The sequence below is a fragment of the Tumebacillus permanentifrigoris genome, from assembly GCF_003148565.1.
Classification (GTDB): Bacteria; Bacillota; Bacilli; order Tumebacillales; family Tumebacillaceae; genus Tumebacillus; species Tumebacillus permanentifrigoris.
The window spans coordinates 1-19,685 of the sequence record NZ_QGGL01000005.1; the positions used below are offsets into that span (position 1 = coordinate 1).

The following is a 19,685-nucleotide window of genomic DNA, read 5'->3' on the forward strand; positions in this document are numbered from 1 at the left end:
TAACAGGGTTTGCTATGATCACGCGGTCATGATTCACGTCAACTCTTGGACAAAAGTTACCGTCAGTTTTCGGACATCAAAAGGCGGTAGTAACAGCATAGGTCACTTCCTCCGCACGGTTGTCGTGTTTCATGACTGTCGGCGTAATAAAATTCAAGTCCCGATCCGGATCTTCGAATATTCGATTGAGTTGCTCCACCATTTTTTTGGCACGCGTCTCATCTCCGAATTGAAAGATGTCCTGCTCATTGACGTGTACAAGTATCCCCTCCTTTTTCAACCGGTCGAAAGGAAGCTGTATTTTTGGCCATCGACAAGTCTCACCTCCGCAGCATCTCTTAGTAACACTACACCATAATCATTTCGTTGATAAATCGTTACATTTGTCACACCTCTCAGCTTTTGCGCTTACAGTGTTACTAGAAAAAGGCAAGGAGGAGGAACCAAAATGAAAAAACATGCAGCGGTTGTCCGACACGTTATCGATACTTCTTATCTGGTACTCGTGAACGGACTGCCGGTTCACCATACAACCAACCCCTCCGTCGCAGAAGCGATGGTCGGCCACTTGCAACGCTTTTTTGCAGAAACAGACCCCCGTGAGGAATTGATTGTGACCGTTGAGGAGGGGGGGCGCAGCTGACAGATGCCGGGTGATGCTCGCACGGACATCCGAGCAACGTTCCCCGCAGGAGACTCTGTTGCTAGAACTTAGGAGCGATCCCTTGCGCTATGCGTGGCTGCAGGCCACCACGATCGCCGAAAATGTACGTGAAACCTTGAAACAAGCATGGCGGGATCAATCCTACGACTTGCAATTCAAAGACTCCAAAGTCTATTTCGATACCCAAAAAACCCTCCCGTCCAAAGAGAAACTCAACCCCTCTCCCGAAGAGCATCTCCCGCGCCTCAACCGAGTCTTGGAGCGAATCCCGACCGAGTACGGAACCGTGGTGTTCTACAGCAAACAAAACGATGAAGAAAATATGTACGCCGGGTTCATCAGCAAAACCGAACAAGTTTATGACTTAGTGCCTGTCTCAAGCCTGCTGGTATGGGAGCTGTCCAGCGCCGAGATCGTGAAGCTCTTGAACCAGTCGATCCCTTTCCTGCGAATTCAAGGGGCTTACGGGTCCAACACCATCCGAACCTACTATTATCGAATGGATCGAGAGTACCCGCAATTGCTGCTGGAGGTCGACGGCACGATCCACGAAGTCGATATCGACAACGACCAGGACAAAGAGATCATCTCCGTGTGGGGCATCCCTTCGATAACGAAGATTCACACGTGGGAGGAAAACCGCTTCCAGGAAGCCAACGTTACACTCAATCTAAAAGCCGAATCCGTAATGCCAGTCGAACGAGAGGGCCAAGTTTTGTTTGATGCCTACCGAGAACCTCCCCAAGCAGCCGACGGCCAACGCCCAGAGGGCACCACCGCTACAACTCCCACGACGTATAAGTACGAAAACGGCAAAATGGTCCCCGTCTCCTGAGTGGCAAGTTCTGATTGAATTGCACAATTGAAATAACCTACTTTGTTCGTATTGGTAATTTTTCAACTTTGCTGGTGAGAAAAACAAAAGGCACCCCTGTCTGGGTGCCTTTCCCATCTACATATCTCTGAAACGAAGAGGTGAGTTGAAGCAGTCTGCACAATTCCACCACGACATAAAAAGTATACCGATCCTCCACGCAAAATGAAAAGCCTCATCAGAAAAAACCCGACAAGGCTTAAACTATTGGACATTAGTTAACGAAAACTGTTACTGATATTCAGTCGTTGCTAAAAATTCGACATGAGATGATCCAACGGTAGCTTCCTTTACATCTCCATTATATTGGAAATTGTAAAGTAATATTGCTGCGTTATATCTTTTATTCAATTGTTCGCCTAATAAGGACGCGAATTTTGGAACAATGACATCGTCGTATGAAAAACCTTCCAGTAATCTACTCAGTGAGTTATCCGTATCATCATACAACTCCGCCTCTCGAAAAGCATCATCGTACCTCTCAATATGAAATTTACTAGCGAATATTGATTGAATTAAATCCCCATCCTCCGTATAAGAAATTCTAAGTAGATTGTCCAACTCCTCCGATGTTTTTATATTTCCTACCCAAAGTGATACAAACCCTTCCTTTTGCATGTGATACCTCCTTTATGGTCTTAACCCCAGTGGTAGTGCTTCAGAACCACCTTCGAAACGGTAGTCTGCCCAGCTTTGCAAACGTCTTCTAAACATAGCATAATCTTTCGATGTATCAATAATCTCCAATAGTTCGTTATGTGCTGTTGTTGAACCTTTACCACCATGTTTCCCCTTTGGATTTACAAACTTCGTCTCACTTATCAATGTTCTCATTTCTGCAATTTGCTCGGCAGTTACCCCCCAGCGCTTAAAGATATCTGCACGGGCAACCAAGTGCCATTCGTGCATCCCACCTGGATAACGCAATCGGTCTTTTATTAACTCGCGTAATTTAGGATCTGCCCATACTTTATCAAACTCATCAGGACTTAAGGAATCAAACCATTTTTTGAATTCCCCATTTCTAACAGACGGTACAGAATCAAGAACTTTTACCGTTCCCTCAGAAATATTGTCACTGATAGGGATATCTGCATGTTTAGCTATATGATCTGCTACTTCCTTTGAGGTTTCCTTTACTACCTTACCCGCAACCTTGCCAAAACCACCGACAAACACTCCAGCTAATGCAAATCCACGTTCAAGCCAAGATAGATCATGTGAAGTTATGTAATCTTTACCGGTGACTGCTTCTACGAGACTTTTCAGGTTTCCTACAATCGGAATAAAGTCTGCACCTGTTGAAATACCTTCATTCATGATCGCTATTTCATCTCGATCAGCTTGATCTTGATTTTTGAGTAGACGGGCAAAAACCTGCGCTTTCAACTCGTCTGTAGACAGGTCTCCATAGTCTTGCTCAAATACTTGTTGATCTGTACTTTCGTCCCAATAGCCCATTCTTTCGTTTTGGGTCAATTGTTTTAGCAAGCCCAGTAAACTTGCTTTTACTTCCGCATCCTGTTGAAGAGATCTCTCATCAGCCTCTTTCACGGAAGCCCAAGAACTCGTGCTTGCAACTTCCACATTTGAATCATCTTCCAACAATTCAGGATGCCTTCTATAGTAGCTTCTCATGGGTTCGGGCAGGTCGTCAAGGTCACCAGAACGTCCAACGATATGACCACCATGGCTCAATACGTTCGGGATCATTGAGATAATCTGGTGGAACTGACCCGCCGCCAATGAATCTGCCTGCTTCGCTTCCCAATCGGCTTGTTGGCGGTAATGCGCCGCTTGTCGCGCTAAGTTCTGCCTATGTTGGAGATCGTCTTGGGAATCTCCACTGTACTCCCAACTGGCTATCTCATACTGTTTCGCTTGTCTACGAAGCTCCACGACATGTTCCATTTGGGTCGCAAGGCTATTCAAAACAGTAGCCGCATGCTCCAAAACATCGGCGTTTTTTCTCAAATGGGAAACTTGATGCTCCACTTGCGAGTCAAAAGATTGGGAGGCTGTTCCTTTCCATCCGTTTGAGACAAGTTCTGCTTTTCGTCGTAGAAGTCGAGTTGCTTGTGTCCGAAGCTCATTAGCACCAGCAGATAAACGTGAAGCCGCATACCGAAGTGCATACGGATCTGCTTGTACCATTCAATCACCTCGTTTCAGTAACTTTTATTTTATATTTATTACACCCCCTTCGCAACGCTACATTCCCCATTTTTTTATCTACAACGGATCGCCACTGTCGGTATTGAATCGACAAAAAACGCCGCCAAAATGGAGGGCGGTTAATCCTAGGGAACACAAATAAGCCGTTTTGCGTAGAAGGGACTTTGGTGAGAGTACGGGAACTCGACCCAACTAAGCCTGCCAAGACCAATAAAAAGCGCAATTTCCTCTCCACAAGGAAACTGCGCTTTTTTGCTTCTCGCATTACTGGGCAGAGAGAACCGACAGCGTATCCAAGTTGATTCGGTACGTTTTGCCGTCTTTCGTCGAGTGGAACGTGTACACATTGTCACTTTCAAAAGTACCGTTTTCGAACTCCGCGTTGTTCGCGAACAGGATATTGGATACCTTGATCATTTGACCAGTCGCTCGGTCGATGCGTACCAATTCGTTGTTGCCGCTTCCGTCGCTGAACCAATTGGCAACGCCATAAATGATGCGTTTATCATTGCTGGTTTTGTCAGAAGTGAAATACGGATGAGTTCCGCTGATATCAATGTATTCCACCGTATAGTCTCGTTTGTAATAGTAGTCAAACAAATAGAAGTGGTGGTAGTCGCCAGGGTTTGCCCAAGAGTATTTTTTATAGTTTTCGTTATCGGAGAAGATTCCGAGCGACAATCGTAATGAGGCCGGATATCCGGCAAGCCACAAACCGTTGTCTAGCAGTTGGAACGTCTTGTATTGATCGTTGTAGATGATGTAACCAATGTCATCGTAGTAAAACGATGTCGTGTACCTAATTTCCATGTACCAGTAATGTTGGATGACACCATTCATCACCGTACTGTTTTTGTAAATGGAGGCAAGCGGAACGTTTGTAGAGAATTCCACACCTGGGTTTGCTGCCTTGATCTTTGACCATACGGTGTTGATATTTTCGTTGCTTGGTGTCGAGGGTACACTGGCTGTGTAATCAAAAACGTATTGCGGATTCACGTCCAAGTGATAGGAGCCAGTGCCGTTCTCGGAACGCACTCGAAAGTAGTAAGAACCCTTAGGCAAAATTGCATAGTAAGAGCCATTTTGTGGGATCGTACCGAGTCCTTGAAGGGATTGGTTTAAAATATCAAACTTGAACGTGCCAGCACCGGAGTTGCTCAGATAGAGATTTACCTTGGTATCCTGTGTCACCGTGTAGGACATCCAGTCAACGTCGTTGAGATTGTCGATCGAGCCGTCCAAAGAAAATGTACCAGGCTTCACGTTTGCTTGCATCGCGTTGTCATTCGGCTCGTTCGTATCATAGGAACTGGACAAGATCAAGTTCAGATAGAACAGGTTCGTGGCATCGAATCCTTGGTAGGAATTTACACATATGTAGTAGTAACCGGGAGCCTGAGTGACCGTGGCAAGTTGTTCGTTCGTCATTGGACCGTAAGTGGAATCGATCTCATTTTCCAACGTGTAGGTCGTTTGGTTTAAATGATACACGTGTAGGTCGTAATCAATCGATGCGTTGTTGACTGTCTGCATCAACGCCGTCAATTTCCCTGGAGTTGGCACGTATACCGCATACCAGTTCTGCATCCCTGTCGTGGTTAGAGTGTCTTGATACCAGGTGTTCAGATTGAGCAGGATCGCGTGGTTCGGGTCATGGTTGGTTGCAGCATTGGGCGTGACCAGATTTGCCGCGCTGCTTGTGTGTTGTGCCAGTTGTGTTTGACCGGGCGACAATAACTTGGGTTGAGCTTTTTCGAGGTCTAGCATACCCATTCCTTTTAGCGTGTCCCCTGGTTGCGGAGACAACTTGATTGGTGCTTTCGAGAAATCAAACGTTTGCGGCGAGAGATTTTTAGGAATGACTCCCTTTACATCACTCTTCATGTCAGCCGCTTGTACTGTGTTCGACACCATCATCATACCTGCGAGCAGTAGCGACAACAGGAATTTGCCTGTACGTGACCATTTTTGCATTGTACTAACTCCTTTTACTGTTTTTATTTTTTAACATCCACTATTATACACTTTCATTTTTATTAGTCAATATTTTGTAATTTTATATATTTCTCTCCCCATTTCGATATTGAAACCGAATGGAAAGGGCGTTGTGTAGGAGCGAACCCTTGTTGAACTGACAACCGCACCCTTTGCGACCGTTTCAAACTCTGCTCTCAAAACGAAAAAAATGCGCCAGACCTAAGGTCTGACGCATTTTCTAACTCATATGGTCGGAATAGCGGGATTCGAACCCACGACCTCACCCACCCCAAGGGTGCGCGCTTCCAGGCGATGGGAAAGTTACGTTTAAGTGAAAGAAAGAATCCTTGTCACATATAGGTTTGTTCGCTATTTCTCAACGTTATAATTCCATTCGATTTAACTCATTATACCTCTAGGAGCGGACTACTGCAAGATTGAGAAGCGGATACCTGTTTTGTGTAATGTCACCCAATATCGAAACTTTTTATTGAAAAATAGGCGAGTTCCCCAATCTCCTTCATCATGAGATCCCTACTTCCTGTTGACTCCTTCATTATTCAAAACCACATCGCCAAACACATCACTTGCAAGCCCAATCAACAAGTATTCTAGGAACGTCAATGATGTCGCTCCAAATTCCTTCCATACACCTGTCCATTCATGTGACCATGCTGACATCCAAAAATAGGTCTGCTTCTTCAGTACCGGCCTCTCAGCAGGGAATGATTCAAACAATGCATTTGCCCACTTGCCGTAGTTTCGTATTTGTTTAGACTCGTCATGCCCCGAACAAACTACGGCGCTCAGGTTTCCAAGGTGATAGGAGTACTTGTACCCCCAACGGCAAAAGTTTGGGTTCTTCTCAATCGCTTTGATATTGATGGAGAGGTTGCCTCCTCCCCTCCCGATCTTCTCCGATTTGCCTATGTATAGAGGAACGACCGCACCCTCCTGAACCCAATACATCATATAAATAAGGCCGTCCAAATGCCCCGTCCCTTCATCATAGTCTTGGAGGACTTTATTCACTTCTTGGATGACCAATGCTTCCATAAGTGGATTGCGCTTCAATACCTTACGTTGATCGCTTCCAAACGGTAAGGTCATGACTTGCTGGCCAACTGTATCGAAAAGTGGTACTCCACTTTCTAGGACATTGTGTTTGTGACAAAAATCATTCCAGAGTTCGAGTTTCCCCATGTTTTCACCTTCCTAAAGTGATAAGTCACTAATTCTGTCCTACTCTCCAAATACCTTTCATTCCTCGAAAACAAAAAACCGCATCCAGTATCGGACACGATTTCCCATAAAGTGAGTATTTTATTAATATCACTTTTTGTTTATTGAAAAAGGAGGGATAAATCCTGATCTATTACAAACCCTGAGAAACTCATCTCGCTTTTCGTTGTTCTGTTCAAAAAATATTCTCAATGCTTCAATTAGTTCACTATAACCCTCTTTATTTGCGTCTATAAGTTTGCATAACGCACCAACTACAACATCATCTAATTTGTTTTTGATGATATATTGAATGATTTTTCTTTTTAGTTTCTTCGCCAACCTCTCGAATTTAAGTAGTGGAAATTTTTTCTGGAAAACCTCCCTTTTAATAACATCAAAATATCCATTGTCAACTAGGATTACAAGTTCATTTTCATTTGGGATGTCGTCATCAGATTTATGAAGATACTGAACAAACGCTTCATCTATCTCCTCAAAAGGAATAAGGCTGTTCCTCAATAAATTACTGAGGATTGAACTAGAAAGAATCGAAAAAGATTTATACATCTTCTCATACCAAAGATTTCGAATAAAGATTGGATCTATTGCAAAATACAATAAACTTTCTGGACGCGTTTCAATGATAACCCTCAACAAATCGTCATTGTTTTTCATCATTTCAACCAAACTTTTATTTAATTTAGTGTCGCCTAGCTTGAACAAACTAACCCAAAAATCCATATAGTGCTTGTTTGTGAATAAAGTATACGTTCCATCCAGTTCTTCTAAAATGTCATGAATCTCCTCCAAAAATGAAGTTAATTCAATCTCATCTACCGCTCTAGGTATTAAATGTATGAATGTGCACTCTTTTCCGGGAGCTGTTAGTGTAACATCAAAATGAGTCCGTATCCGCTCTAAGATAGACTTCCGACTACCAGACACAACAAACCTATCTAAGTTTGAACGAATAAAATGCCAAAATGATTCTACATGAGAATAATCTATCAGATTGTTTTTCCCATGAGCACAGTCATTCCTTCTATCCTTCCAGTATCTTATTTGTGTTTGAATGTCTTCAGCAAGAGAAAATATTAGACTATTTTTATCCTGTATTAAATCGAATAAGTACTTATCCCAAATGTCGTCATTTCTTAATTTTCTGTGAATATCTCTCCATTGACCATCCTGAATTCCGTTTGGAACTTGTGAATATAATATTCTATCTCTTACAATAGTCTGAAATCCTACATAAGAAAACAGTAATGAAGATTTATATGCAGATGCCTTATAGCAAACGATTGCTTCATTCATTATATTTTTCGCTGACTCTGATACGTCAATCTTATCTAACCATTCTTCAAAATAATGCCTCAACGCCCTTACCTCATTTCTGATTGAAATTGCCTATAACAATACTATCATACTTGTTCTTCTAAATAAAATATTCATTTCCTGGGATTTTATCTTTCAAAATAAATCGAATCGAGGATATTCATAGGGTGGGAGGCTGGATCTGCTCTTGGCCTGTAGCAAGAGTCGTTCAGGGTAACAGATGTTTACCCCCCCCCCCCATACGAAAAAAGCCACCCATTGGATGGCTCTGCTACTATATTTTATTGACCGCCTTCCGTAGATCGTGTGTTGACGCTTGAACGTAGATCGCCGTGGTCTGGATCGAGTCATGTCCTGCAAGTTCTTTGATCTGCTCAATAGGTACACCCTTGCAAGCAAGATCATGACAAAATGAATGACGAAGCGAGTGACAGGAAAATTGACCTTCCAACTTATCACCGCCTACAGACCGTTCTAGCAATCCACATCACTCTAGGTACACGTCCAGCATGTAATTCAATGCCCGTACAGTCATCTTCCCTGAACGCTCTGTGACGAACATATACTGGCTTTCTTTGTGAGCTGGCTTCTGGCTCTCGTTGCGGAACATCAACCAAACTTTAAGTGCTTTCTTCAACTCGTCGTTCATTGGCACAACTCTGAATTTCCCACCCTTGCCGCTGTAGACTGTCACAGTACCTTGGCGCAAGTCAATGTGATTCAGCTTCAAGTCGGTGATCTCTTCTGCTCGCAAGCCAGATTCAATATCGTATATATGATTGCCCGATCCCGTGCTTGCTTAAACTCGTTCTTCTAAGTGTCCATGACAACGAGGAGACGGTTCTGTTCGTTTTTGCTCAACCACTTGGGGGATTGGTTCTTCTGAACACTTTTCATTTTGACTTTTGCCGCTGGACTACTGCCAATGTGTTTTGCCTCAACTGCCCACCCAAAAAAGGTCTTCAATGTGGCAATCGCCTTGTTGATTGTCGCGGGCTTCTGTTCGAGGTTGTTGGCTAAATAGGAACGATAGTCATGAATATGGATTGGCGTGATCTGCTTTACATCAAACTCGACACCTTCCGTTTGCTCGAACCACTTCACAAACATTTGCATGACGGAGAGATAAGTTTGAATCGTTTCCCCCCCCCCCGATCCCCTTCCAACAGCCACACCTTGAACTCGATCCCTTTCCACTTCCACCGCTTGGAATTCTGCCGATTCTGATACAGGTATCCTCGAACTACGCCGGAGTTGACTTGACCTCTTCCCCAACGTACCCATCCAGCTTCAATCTTCCTCACAACTCTACTTCCATTTTCCGAAGTACCGCTGCAATATCTTCCTGCAACAATCTGCACTCCATCTCTGGACGGATCGAGATCATTTCAAGAAGCTCCTCGATCTGTTCCATCAGTCCATTTTGCTGGAATATCTCCATAGCCTTGCCTATGAGTTCACAGGCCGCCTTCGACTTGTTCCGTTCCAACAGGAGATAAGCAAGGTTCTTATAGGCTCTGCCACGTTCAGGGTGTTTCTGAGGTGCGATTCGCAGGGCATCGGCTACGTAACGTCTCGCATCAGCCAGAAAGATTGACCCATTCTCAGATGACCAATAGTTGATTAAACTTTCCTCCGCATGACTAATCAGGTTGGAGACCACACGAATCAAGGATAGATGGTCTAAAAGTAACTCCAAGTCCAATTCTACGGTTGAGTCGTTCCCGTATTCTCGTGCCATATTTGCACGTTCAACGGGATTAATCCGCTGGAGGGTATGCCCGAACGAATGCTCCAATAGTAACAAGAGGAGGTGTGAGCCAGATTCAGTACGGACAAACTCGCTGACGTTCTTCGGCAATACAACCTGACTCATAGCACGATCCCTCTCTGCTCCCGAGCTTGACGGTTGAAAGACCACATCTCATGCATCACACGTAATGCACTCTGACAGTCATTGTGAGACTCGTACAAGCGAGATAGCTCTTGCATCGTCTCCTCATATTCCGTGTGGCACTCAGTGAGTTTGAAGCAATCTGCCGCCTGTTTCATGTATTTGACCGCGACAGTCTGTTGATTTCGGGCCTGAGAGATACCGGCTTGAATCCTGGCTACCCATGCTTGGTTGGAATGAACAGTGGGCAACAGTTTACGAGCGGTCTGACAGGCTTCCTCTGCCTGATCGAGTTTCCCACCAGCAAGGTAAAGTTTCGCAAGCTCCGTTACCGTGATCCCCGCTTCTTCATCCCGCCGAAGTCTTCTGTAGTCCTCCACGATAGACTCTAAAGCACTTATCGCTTTGTCTCTATTCCCCATCTCCCCTTGAAGAACCGCAAGCCGTACTTCAAGAGTCAGCTTTTCACTTTTGTTGTTCAACGCCTCGAAACACCACTGCGCACGCTGGGCATAGTCTGTTGCTTGCTCGTACTGGTCGGCTACGTGGAAGGACTGAGCCAGTTTCATATAGAGATTCCCCAGTCCTTGAATGTCCTCACGTTCCTCAAAGATCGGCAAGGCCAATTGAAGCGTAACAACTGCTTGTTTCAATTGACCCGACTTTTGTTGAATCTCCGCCATCGCCAGCAACAACGAGCATTGAAGATGAACGTCCTTCAAATTGGAAGACTGCAACTGCGTGATTGCTTTCTTCAAATAGTGCTCCGCAATCTGAAAGCATCGACGCTTCAATTCAACCTGCCCTAGTTGGTGATAGACACGAACGACCAAGATCAGACTACCACTCTTTGATTGCGCGTGTTCTAACAATTGCTGGAATGTCTCCTCTGCTTCTCGAAGTTGGTTCAACTGGAGCAGACAGAATGCATAATCGTAGCGAATTTCAAACGGGTCTAGCTTGCCATTGTTTGTTTGGATAACTTTTTTCAAAAACGGCAGCGCACCTGAAAATTCACCGGCAGATAACATGCCTTTCGCCAATCTGTACTCGCTGATGATGACAAGGTTCATTTCCAAGTTCCCAATCAGTTCGTCTAGTGGGATCTCAAGTTTCTCAGCGATCTTTCCCAAAACATGATAGCTTGGCTTTGCTTTGTCAGATTCGATCTGAGAAACCATTGATGGTGTGATGATCCCCTTTGCTAATTGCATTTGATTCAAGCCCTTTTTCATCCGTAGTTGACGGAGACGTTGACCGAAAGTTTCCACATTAACCACCTCTTAATTTGTTTTATTTCTTATAAACACAATAAACCACCCGACGGAAATCAGGTGGTTATATCCCCTTTAGATTTTGGTGTAAGTTTCCAGACAGTTCATCTATGTCAAGTTCATTTGTGACATGAAAAATCCCCTCGAAAGCCTTTCACGAGGGGATAAAGAATCTACTTTTTGATTGCAACAATTCCAAGCGGCTCTGGGTCATACCATGCCGCCGTCTTCGTGACTGTCATTCCTCCAAGAAAGCTTCCAACCATAGCGCACAACAACAGCCCTAACGCAATCTTTTTCTTCACTTAGAAACCCTCCCTGTCAATGAACTCGGATTCATCACGCAAATACTTGCGTTCAAGTTCATAGTAACCCAATGCGGTTTCGGAGTCACCACGTTTCGCATAGTACTCGAAAAGGCATTTACAAGCGAGAGTTCGACTCTCTAAACTTGCATGTAAGTCCTGACTGATCTCGTAAGCATATGTCGGGTCATCCTTGAAAACTGTATACATGATTCTCAACTTGTTCCAACAGTCTGGAAACCTCTGTATGACTTCCTCGTATTTCTCTGCTACTAGATTTGCCGTGTGATAATCACGTAACTTAATCAGGGAACGAACATAATCTTTTACAACTAAAACAAGGATGTAATCCACATCTTGAACTACCTCAGTAGCAGTGCATAAAATCTCAGCCGAAACAACGTAGTTACCCAAAATATATTCAGCCTTGGCTACGTTCAGATGTCCATACCCAATCTGTTTCTTGTTACTTGACTTGACAAAGTGTTCAAGAGACTGATATGCGAACTTTCTTGCAAGTTCAAGATCGCCACGATCTCCATACATGACCATTCGAGTATAGGCAACAATGCCCAACGCTTGATAGTCGTCAGTAGAAACCTCTTCAACCAATTGAAGCATTTCGTCAGCCCCGCCATAATCCTTTATTCTAGCACAGGTCATCATGAAATTAGCTGGCACAATTTTTAACAATCTGGAATCGCTAAATGTCTTGTGGATCTTTTTGGCATACTGGAATGCCTGTTTCCAAGATCGGTTAGCGTCCACATATTGTTGCAAAAGAAACTGGACTCTCCCAAGGTTGTTGTATGCAAATCCACGTTCTGTTGCCCCAAGAGCAACCTCTGCCAGTTCCAATGCAAGTGAATGCGCTCGCATCAACATTATTTTGTTTCTCTTGCTTGCTTGAAGGAGAGTGACCAATTCTTCCTCCTTCTTAAATGTATCCAGTTGCCGCAGGCGTTCCTCCGACACACGTAATCCTCCTGAAATCCTTTCGATCAAGGAAAGTGTTATTGGTCGCTCACCAGCTAAAGTAATTCGAAAGGTTTCTCGATTTTCTCCAAGTCTATCTGCAAATGCACGAATGGTAAATGCGCTCCCTTTCTCATGCATCAGTTCTAGAATCCGTCTTCCAATGGGGATTTTCCCAATTGACATAGCAGATGTATATTCGACTGTACTCATTAGTCAGTACCTCCATGAACGAGTTGTCTTTAAAGATAAATCGCTGATCAAACAACATACCGTTTCAATTATAGCGAATTATACAAAAGAAGTATACAATTCGTTACTGCGATTCTGAATGTAGTAAGTATTTCGTTCAGTCTTGTACTTCGCTTTCTACACGCTCGTCTCAGCTTCTCAGACTTGGCGGGCTAGTTGAGGTAGGGCACGGGCTTGGCGTATGGTCTGTGACCTATGAGATGGCGTAGAAGGCATTTGCAGCGAGTGGTTGAATTCGGATCGAACAACAAAAAAGGAAGCCCGCTGTAGGCTCCCCTAATCAATTTATTCGCCTCGTATTTGGCTTGTACAGTGTTTTTGAGATGGTCTGAATAGTTTCGTATGGTTGAACGCAATCGACATGCTAAAATTGCAATTTTCAACGCAATCGAGGGAACACTTATTTTCCTTGTCTTAGAGGCATTTTCACACCCGAAAAAGGCATGTTTAATCGGAATCGGAAGATAACAGGAGCAAGGAGATTGATGTGTTCTTATGCCATTTTTCTCATGCTATCATTCACATCTTCGACTACTCGTTGTTCTGTGATCTGCAAATTCGCAACGCTGGTTCTCCTCAAATTCACCGCTACAATTCCTCGCCGCGATATTCTGCATAACTCCACCGCGACACGCGATGTTGATTTCATTGACCATTTGTGACGAAGCTCCTTGTCCACGAACTGACGAACAAGCTGACCTCATGGCAACGAATCAGGCCAGCTAGGGCAAGAGACATTTTTTCTCCCTTGGTCAATCACACCGTCATTCCACAGACAGGAGAGATCGCCAGCAATTGGACAAGCCTTCTAGAAAAGTGACGATCAACTGTCCAATTAAAAAGGAGCGGCGTTTTGCCACTCCACCACAATTCCATATGAAATCACCATTTTTGGAAAATGTCACTCTCTTGGAAAATGTCACTCTCATTGATACTTTACCTCCGATTTTCAAATTGACAAATTTTCTTTCTTCATATATTGTTATATTAAATAATAAAAAGAGGTGACTTATGAAAGAAATTGCTAAGTGTCTTTCTATCGGTGCAATCATACTCTCAATTAGCATGGTATCCATTTTACCAGCGAATGCTTCTCCAAATGTACCGCTAGCCAGTGTTAAGGCTTCGCAGGAACTGGCGTTATCCAAGAATCATGTACCCAAAGTGCTATCACAAAAAGAAATTAACAACATGATGGGGGCAGCACGTCCGATGACTGGCGTGGTATTTACTTCACTTGCAAATCAAATACGTACTGATTTCTTTTGCTACGCTGATCCTACGGTGTATAATTTTGGTTTCGATCCGCTGATTGATTTTGTTGGACTTGTTAACATTTACCGTGAAACTGGTTTCAATACGGGCCAGTATGCATATGTTGTATCCGCTAGCGCCAATGAAGGCTACATTCCAGCTGCCTTTACTTCAGGCTTCGATATCAAAACACTATCTTATTCACATTGGGGATATCGAATGTTTTGGCAATTCAACTCTTCCTATCAAGTTCCCGGAAATGCTGTTGTAACTGTGAGCCCCGCATATGCAAACTTCTAATGTCGAAACAAAACTTTCCTCCCCTTGCACTTACTACTTGGTGGAAATTTAATGAACAAGAGTTGATGCAATTCGTAGGGCGAGATATAATTGTGTTCCATAAAGAAAGATATTATATTTTACTAAAAAATGCCTCTCAGTCACAAATCAGGCGTTTTGTAGATGAAAACTCACATATTATTGACCTGACGAGTGAGAGCATGATCGAAGTAAAATTCAAGCAACCACCAGATCAAACCACCAATATGTAGTTTTTTTACTAGCACTCTATGGGTGCTAGTTTTGTTTTTTCAGAGAATATCGACGTATTCATTCAATACTTTTTAAGAATAATTAATTTACATGTTTATAGAATTTTTCTATTTCATCAATTTTTCCGCCACGACCATCTGCACTTTCACCGCGACAAAGATGAAGTCGATTCCAATGCCCAAAAATGACGGAGTTTCTTGTCCACGAACTGACAAATAAGCTGACCAAATGGCAACATTGCAGGCCAGTAATATAATCGAATGATTTCTTCCTTGGACATTCACTCCGTCAATCATCCGACAGGCAAGATCGCCAGCATTCGGACACACCTAGCAGAAAGTGACGATTTCCTTGTCCAAAAAAAGAGAAGGCATCTGCCTCCTCCGATTGGATTCTAATAAAATTGTAGTTTTATGCCAAAAATTCGCTTTGTAACGCACAAAAAGAAGGAGGGGTATACAGATTACCCCTCGACTTCTAAAACGGCGTATAAGGGCATATAGAGGCGATCTCTCATACTCATAGCCGTTCAATAGACCTATACGTCATCGTTATGACTTTGTTCTGTACCAACCTAACGATTCTCTCGTTCTTTAGATAGTCGGAGAAATGTGCTTGATCGATTCCTGCCGCCTCGCGAATTTCCCGTTTCGAATAGACTCCTTTTTGCAGGGCTTCCAAGTATTTAGCAAGCTCAATCACCCGCTTGTTACGATTTTCATCCTTCTCCGCCTCCTCCCTCTCCTTGAAACCAAATTCAAACTCCTCACATTGGACTACGTTTTTGAATCGGTGCAACACCAGCTTCACGACCTCAGTATCATTCGATACGATATTGAATTCTCCCTCCGGCTCCACGATACGTTGAATCCGTTTCAATGCTTGATACATCCCGGCGGCAATGTATCCAACTTGTACAGTCTTGTACTTTTTATTAGCAAAACGACCATTATGGAGGGTCATCCCTTTTCGTCATAGCCCTGTGAATGAATATTGCTGGTAATGCACTAAGTATTGCTCAAACGGGAGATTAGGCGTTCCGATCAGCCAACACTTTTGAAACTTGGAGTAGTCATTCTTTCCGACGATATTCCCGTACCAGTTGATGACCACTTGTTGACCGCTATACTCAACATCTTTCTCATGCAGGAGTACATCCTCGATCTCCACACGGCTGAGATGGGTACGCAGTTTCGCGGCGTAATTCTTGTGGCAGATTATCAGCAATTTTTCGTTGGGCTGCAAGGTTTCCTTGATCTTTCTCGCGATCTCTGGGAACAGTTCAGCTTCATTTCGTTGGATATTGCTCTTGCTCGTATTGAATTTATACACGTTGAATCTGCATTTTTCATGGTCAATGACCAAGCCTTGATTCATGATCTGAAATTTGCGCGGATTCATTTTGTAGACTCCATCAATGCTGGCAGATGCGTCGAGTATCAGATTATTTGCTAATCCCCAATGACGATGAAGCGGATGGACACCGGAGATGTTCCCTGCGTTGTATACGCATACAGTGCCGTACCACACGTCTAACCCTCGAAGGAAATAATTCACATCCTCCTGCATTTTCTTAGGAATACTCGACCAGTTCGCTTCCACAATGGACTTGAATTGAGTCACGATATCAGGCTTGATCTTCGCCCTCACTTGATAACACTGGTTCTTGAAATCCTGGAACTTATCAAGCCAGTCACGAAGAGGTTCGCAGACACAATCAAACACTTCTTGGATCGACCTGTTGAATGCTCCTCGAACCAAATTATAGAGGGAATTATTGAAAGTGTAGATGGGGAATATCACTTTCTCATCGATCACTAGTACGTGCCGATTTTCTGTGAAGTATTGTCTCTCTTTGTCATTCAGGCATAGATTCATATACCTGTCATGTGTGATGAAAAGGACACGTATGGTTTGAAGCTGTGCGGCCTTCCTTGCCCACTCATATGTCCAATTATCAGCGGTGATTCCAAGGACACTCCACTGTCCTTGACCGCTCAAATAGTCAACTGCCTTGTCGATCTCTGCCTTGAACTTCTTGACGACGAGAACATTCCGTTGCCATGTTGGATCTGATAGATATTGATTTAGTACCTTCAAGAGATGAAACGATTTCCCCAACCCGCCTTCAAAGTTCAGTACGAGAAAATTGTCCTCTCCTGTCTCATAGGACGTGACAACTTCCTCCAAGTACCTCATTTTCTTGATGTACTGATCTCCGTAATGCTTGGCGTAGGGATCATTTCGAAATAAGATTGGTAACTCCTCGTTCGTCATTCTCGTTGCTCCTTCTTGTCAAGGCGGGTTACGAGTCAGCCAAAGTTGTTCGAACCCCACGAACAATTGATAAAATTTATGCGCACACGCAATTTTACTACCATCACTTTTACAGAAAAAACATCTCACACTTTCAATATATTTTTATATAGAGTTGACCGTGAGATTGAGCTTTTGCCTTTGTTTTTCCGCTGTAAAAGACAAAGTTACAAAGTGCGAGTTCGCGGCATTTGAGCATTTAGATACGGAGTATCTAACATTGCCCGACTTGTAACCCTTTAATAGATTGTATCTCTACATAGGATGATACTCTCAACTCCGCGTTTTGTAAACAAGTATTGTAAATGTGAATTTATCACGATATGATATTTTTACTTTATATCTCGATCCCAACACAAGAAAAAGAGCGGGTCGAATTGACCCACTCCGTTGAGCTATTATCTTAGTATTTTCCGATCCTTCTCTAGCTTCCCTGCTACAGCATTTAACGGTGAAAAACGTTCATGCTGGCTCTTAATTGACTTGTTGGACAGATGTGTATATCTCATCACCATCCGTAGATCAGCATGTCCCAGAATCTTCGCTAGGTGTCTTACTTCCCCACCTTCCTCAAGGAAGATGGTTGCTGATGTGTGTCTGAAAAGATGAGGATGGACTCGGATGCTCAATCCCGCTTGTTTAGCGTGTTCCTTTAGTCTGTGACGAAACTGGTTGGCCGTAAGAGGTTCGCCATAATTGGTGAGGAAAACGTAATCGCTCCCAAACTCCTCACTCTCATTTATCAGTTCCTTCAACAGCTTCATGGTGCTTCGTTGCAAGGGAACCATTCGAGAGCGTTTCGTCTTGGTCACCTCTGCCCGAAGAGAAACCATCTCTAGATCGAAATCAATGTCGCCAATCTGCAACGACACCGCTTCGTTGATTCTCATGAAACCGTCGATCAATACGTACATGAGTACAAAATCTCGGAACCCTGCATAACTACGCTGATTTGGAGCCTGTAGGAGCTTTTGAAGCTGTTCCACAGTTAGCACCTTGATCTCGCTCTCAGGCTCCTCCACCTTCCTCACATGCTCCCAAGGATCGACCTCAATCAAACCTTCTGTGCGGAGAAAACGAAACATGGTACGTAGATTTTTCGTTCTCGTGTTAACTGTAACAGGAGACAGCCCCACCGTTTTTTCCTTGTCAGACTTGTGTTCATGACCATCAAAACGCAACTTTGCGGTGAGCATCCATGATTGATAACGTCTGAGAAGTTCTGCATCCACATGAGAAACGTCATGAGGAAGCTGAATTCTGTCGAGAAAATCACACAGAAACCTAAAATTCTCACGATATGTTTCAAGGGTACGCTTCGATACTCCCTCAGATACTTTCGCATCGTAAAACACCTGAAACAGTTCTTCCAATGATCTCGTTACCTTCTCAGCCTTCCTTTCAAACCTCGGTCTTCTACCCGTTCTCTTATCAGACATAACAAAAACGCCTCCCCATTTCGATGTTGAAACCGAATGGAAAGGCGTTGTGTAGGAGCGAACCCTTGTTGAACGGACAACCGCACCCTTGCGGCTCGTTCAAGGCTTCTCCTCATCAGGTCAAAAGTCCGAAAAACCTAGTTCTGACGCACTTTCTACTCATCTGGTCGGAATAGCGGGATTCGAACCCACGACCTCACCCACCCCAAGGGTGCGCGCTACCAGGCTGCGCTATATTCCGATGCTGTATTCGTGCTGACAATCAAATGTCATTCAGCAAGAGTAAGTATATCGAACTCCACGCCCCAATGCAAGCACACTTGGATAATAATCCACGGCAAAACGCAACAAAATCGCGAAGGAGATACTTCCTCCTGCCCCTCCCTCGCGATCTCGTTGAATTTCTACGCTTGAGCGCGAACCGTATTCACCAGTGTCCCGACGCCTTCAATCGTGATCTCCACGCGGTCTCCGGCCTGCAACGGACCCACACCTTCCGGCGTGCCCGTCGTCAGTACATCCCCCGGTTCCAACGTCATCACCTGCGAGACGAACGACACCAGCAGATCGACCGGGAAGATCATATCACTTGTCCGCGATGACTGCTTCACTTCGCCATTGATCTTGGTCTCAATCTGCAAGTCCTGATAATCCAACCCTGCCACCACACACGGCCCCACCGGAGCAAACGTGTTGAAGCCCTTGGCACGGCCCCACTGGCCGTCTTTGTCTTGGTAGTAACGCTCAGAGACATCGTTCATCACCGTCACGCCAAAAATCACGTCACGCGCCTCCTCGACGCTGACGTTCTCCGCCCGCTTGCCGATCACGATCGCCAGCTCGCCCTCGAATTCCACGTTCTGCGCGATCTTCGGCAGCACGATCTGCTCACCCGTCCCGATCACCGCAGACGGTGGCTTGAGGAACAGCATCGGCTCCTCGGGAATCTTCTTGTTGCGCTCCGCTGCGTGTGCTCTGTAGTTCAAGCCGATACACATCACCTTCGTCGGGCGCGTCGGCGCCAGCAGGCGCACATCACCCGTTGCGAACGTCTCTCCCGTCTGTTCATCGGTGATCAGGAAATTCCCTGCCAGCGCGTGAATCGTCTCGCCTTCCAGAACGCCATAGCGCTGCTGACCTGCTACTTCGAATCGGACATACTTGCGAACCAT

Annotated in this window: 17 protein-coding genes, 1 tRNA gene and 1 pseudogene; 3 read left to right on the plus strand and 16 right to left on the minus strand. The window is 44.4% G+C overall.

Features of this window, described 5'->3' with window-relative positions; all coding sequences use genetic code 11:
* Positions 1–448: 448 nt before the first annotated feature.
* Both C7459_RS06485 and C7459_RS06490 read left to right on the plus strand, forming a co-directional pair.
* Positions 449–643 (plus strand): hypothetical protein, encoded by a 195-nt coding sequence (locus tag C7459_RS06485; RefSeq protein WP_109687600.1) that lies wholly within the window; start codon positions 449–451, stop codon positions 641–643.
* A gap of 58 nt (positions 644–701) precedes the next feature.
* Positions 702–1,499 (plus strand): hypothetical protein, encoded by a 798-nt coding sequence (locus C7459_RS06490; protein ID WP_146200960.1) that lies wholly within the window; start codon positions 702–704, stop codon positions 1,497–1,499.
* 270 nt (positions 1,500–1,769) lie between these two features.
* On the opposite strand, the gene C7459_RS06495 is transcribed toward C7459_RS06490, so the two are convergent.
* The 11 genes and pseudogenes from C7459_RS06495 to C7459_RS06545 form a co-directional block, all read right to left on the minus strand.
* A complete protein-coding gene (locus C7459_RS06495) occupies positions 1,770–2,156 on the minus strand; it encodes an immunity 22 family protein (RefSeq protein ID WP_109687604.1) in 387 nt (128 codons plus the stop codon).
* Positions 2,157–2,168: 12 nt separating this feature from the next.
* On the minus strand, positions 2,169–3,692 hold the full coding sequence (locus tag C7459_RS06500; protein WP_109687606.1) for a pre-toxin TG domain-containing protein: 1,524 nt from the start codon (positions 3,690–3,692) through the stop codon (positions 2,169–2,171).
* 285 nt (positions 3,693–3,977) lie between these two features.
* A complete protein-coding gene (locus C7459_RS06505) occupies positions 3,978–5,690 on the minus strand; it encodes a hypothetical protein (protein WP_109687608.1) in 1,713 nt (570 codons plus the stop codon).
* A 537-nt stretch (positions 5,691–6,227) separates the two neighbouring features.
* The gene (locus C7459_RS06510; protein WP_109687610.1) at positions 6,228–6,896 is read right to left on the minus strand and encodes a hypothetical protein; all 669 of its coding nucleotides are present in this window, start codon (positions 6,894–6,896) and stop codon (positions 6,228–6,230) included.
* Between the two features lie 129 nt (positions 6,897–7,025).
* Positions 7,026–8,294, minus strand: a complete 1,269-nt coding sequence (locus C7459_RS06515; RefSeq protein ID WP_109687612.1) for a hypothetical protein — start codon at positions 8,292–8,294, stop codon at positions 7,026–7,028.
* A gap of 232 nt (positions 8,295–8,526) precedes the next feature.
* Positions 8,527–9,006 (minus strand): annotated as a pseudogene (locus tag C7459_RS23795) (tyrosine-type recombinase/integrase).
* A 59-nt stretch (positions 9,007–9,065) separates the two neighbouring features.
* Positions 9,066–9,536: a tyrosine-type recombinase/integrase gene (locus C7459_RS06530; RefSeq protein ID WP_109687618.1), complete on the minus strand. Its 471-nt coding sequence runs from the start codon at positions 9,534–9,536 to the stop codon at positions 9,066–9,068.
* 16 nt (positions 9,537–9,552) lie between these two features.
* Positions 9,553–10,128 carry a hypothetical protein gene (locus C7459_RS06535; RefSeq protein WP_109687620.1) on the minus strand — a complete coding sequence of 192 codons (576 nt, stop codon included), beginning with the start codon at positions 10,126–10,128 and terminating at the stop codon, positions 9,553–9,555.
* Positions 10,125–11,417, minus strand: a complete 1,293-nt coding sequence (locus C7459_RS06540; protein WP_109687622.1) for a helix-turn-helix domain-containing protein — start codon at positions 11,415–11,417, stop codon at positions 10,125–10,127. The genes C7459_RS06535 and C7459_RS06540 overlap by 4 nt, the downstream gene beginning before the upstream one ends.
* 176 nt (positions 11,418–11,593) lie before the next feature.
* Positions 11,594–11,725, minus strand: a complete 132-nt coding sequence (locus tag C7459_RS23960; RefSeq protein ID WP_281272745.1) for a hypothetical protein — start codon at positions 11,723–11,725, stop codon at positions 11,594–11,596.
* Positions 11,726–12,913, minus strand: coding sequence for a helix-turn-helix domain-containing protein (locus C7459_RS06545; protein ID WP_146200961.1), 1,188 nt, complete (start codon positions 12,911–12,913; stop codon positions 11,726–11,728). It abuts the gene before it with no gap.
* A 1,050-nt stretch (positions 12,914–13,963) separates the two neighbouring features.
* On the opposite strand from C7459_RS06545, the gene C7459_RS06550 reads away from it, so the two are divergent.
* Entirely contained in the window at positions 13,964–14,506 is a 543-nt protein-coding gene (locus tag C7459_RS06550) for a hypothetical protein (protein ID WP_109687626.1), read from the plus strand.
* 771 nt (positions 14,507–15,277) lie between these two features.
* Here the strand turns inward: C7459_RS06550 and C7459_RS06555 are convergent.
* The 5 genes from C7459_RS06555 to C7459_RS06575 form a co-directional block, all read right to left on the minus strand.
* The gene (locus tag C7459_RS06555) at positions 15,278–15,721 is read right to left on the minus strand and encodes a hypothetical protein (RefSeq protein WP_109687628.1); all 444 of its coding nucleotides are present in this window, start codon (positions 15,719–15,721) and stop codon (positions 15,278–15,280) included.
* 9 nt (positions 15,722–15,730) lie between these two features.
* A complete protein-coding gene (locus C7459_RS06560; protein WP_109687630.1) occupies positions 15,731–17,035 on the minus strand; it encodes a hypothetical protein in 1,305 nt (434 codons plus the stop codon).
* A gap of 437 nt (positions 17,036–17,472) precedes the next feature.
* Positions 17,473–18,513 carry a tyrosine-type recombinase/integrase gene (locus C7459_RS06565; RefSeq protein WP_109687632.1) on the minus strand — a complete coding sequence of 347 codons (1,041 nt, stop codon included), beginning with the start codon at positions 18,511–18,513 and terminating at the stop codon, positions 17,473–17,475.
* Between the two features lie 164 nt (positions 18,514–18,677).
* Positions 18,678–18,754, minus strand: a tRNA-Pro gene (locus C7459_RS06570).
* A gap of 163 nt (positions 18,755–18,917) precedes the next feature.
* Complete coding sequence (locus C7459_RS06575; RefSeq protein WP_109687634.1) at positions 18,918–19,685, minus strand: fumarylacetoacetate hydrolase family protein; 768 nt, start codon at positions 19,683–19,685, stop codon at positions 18,918–18,920.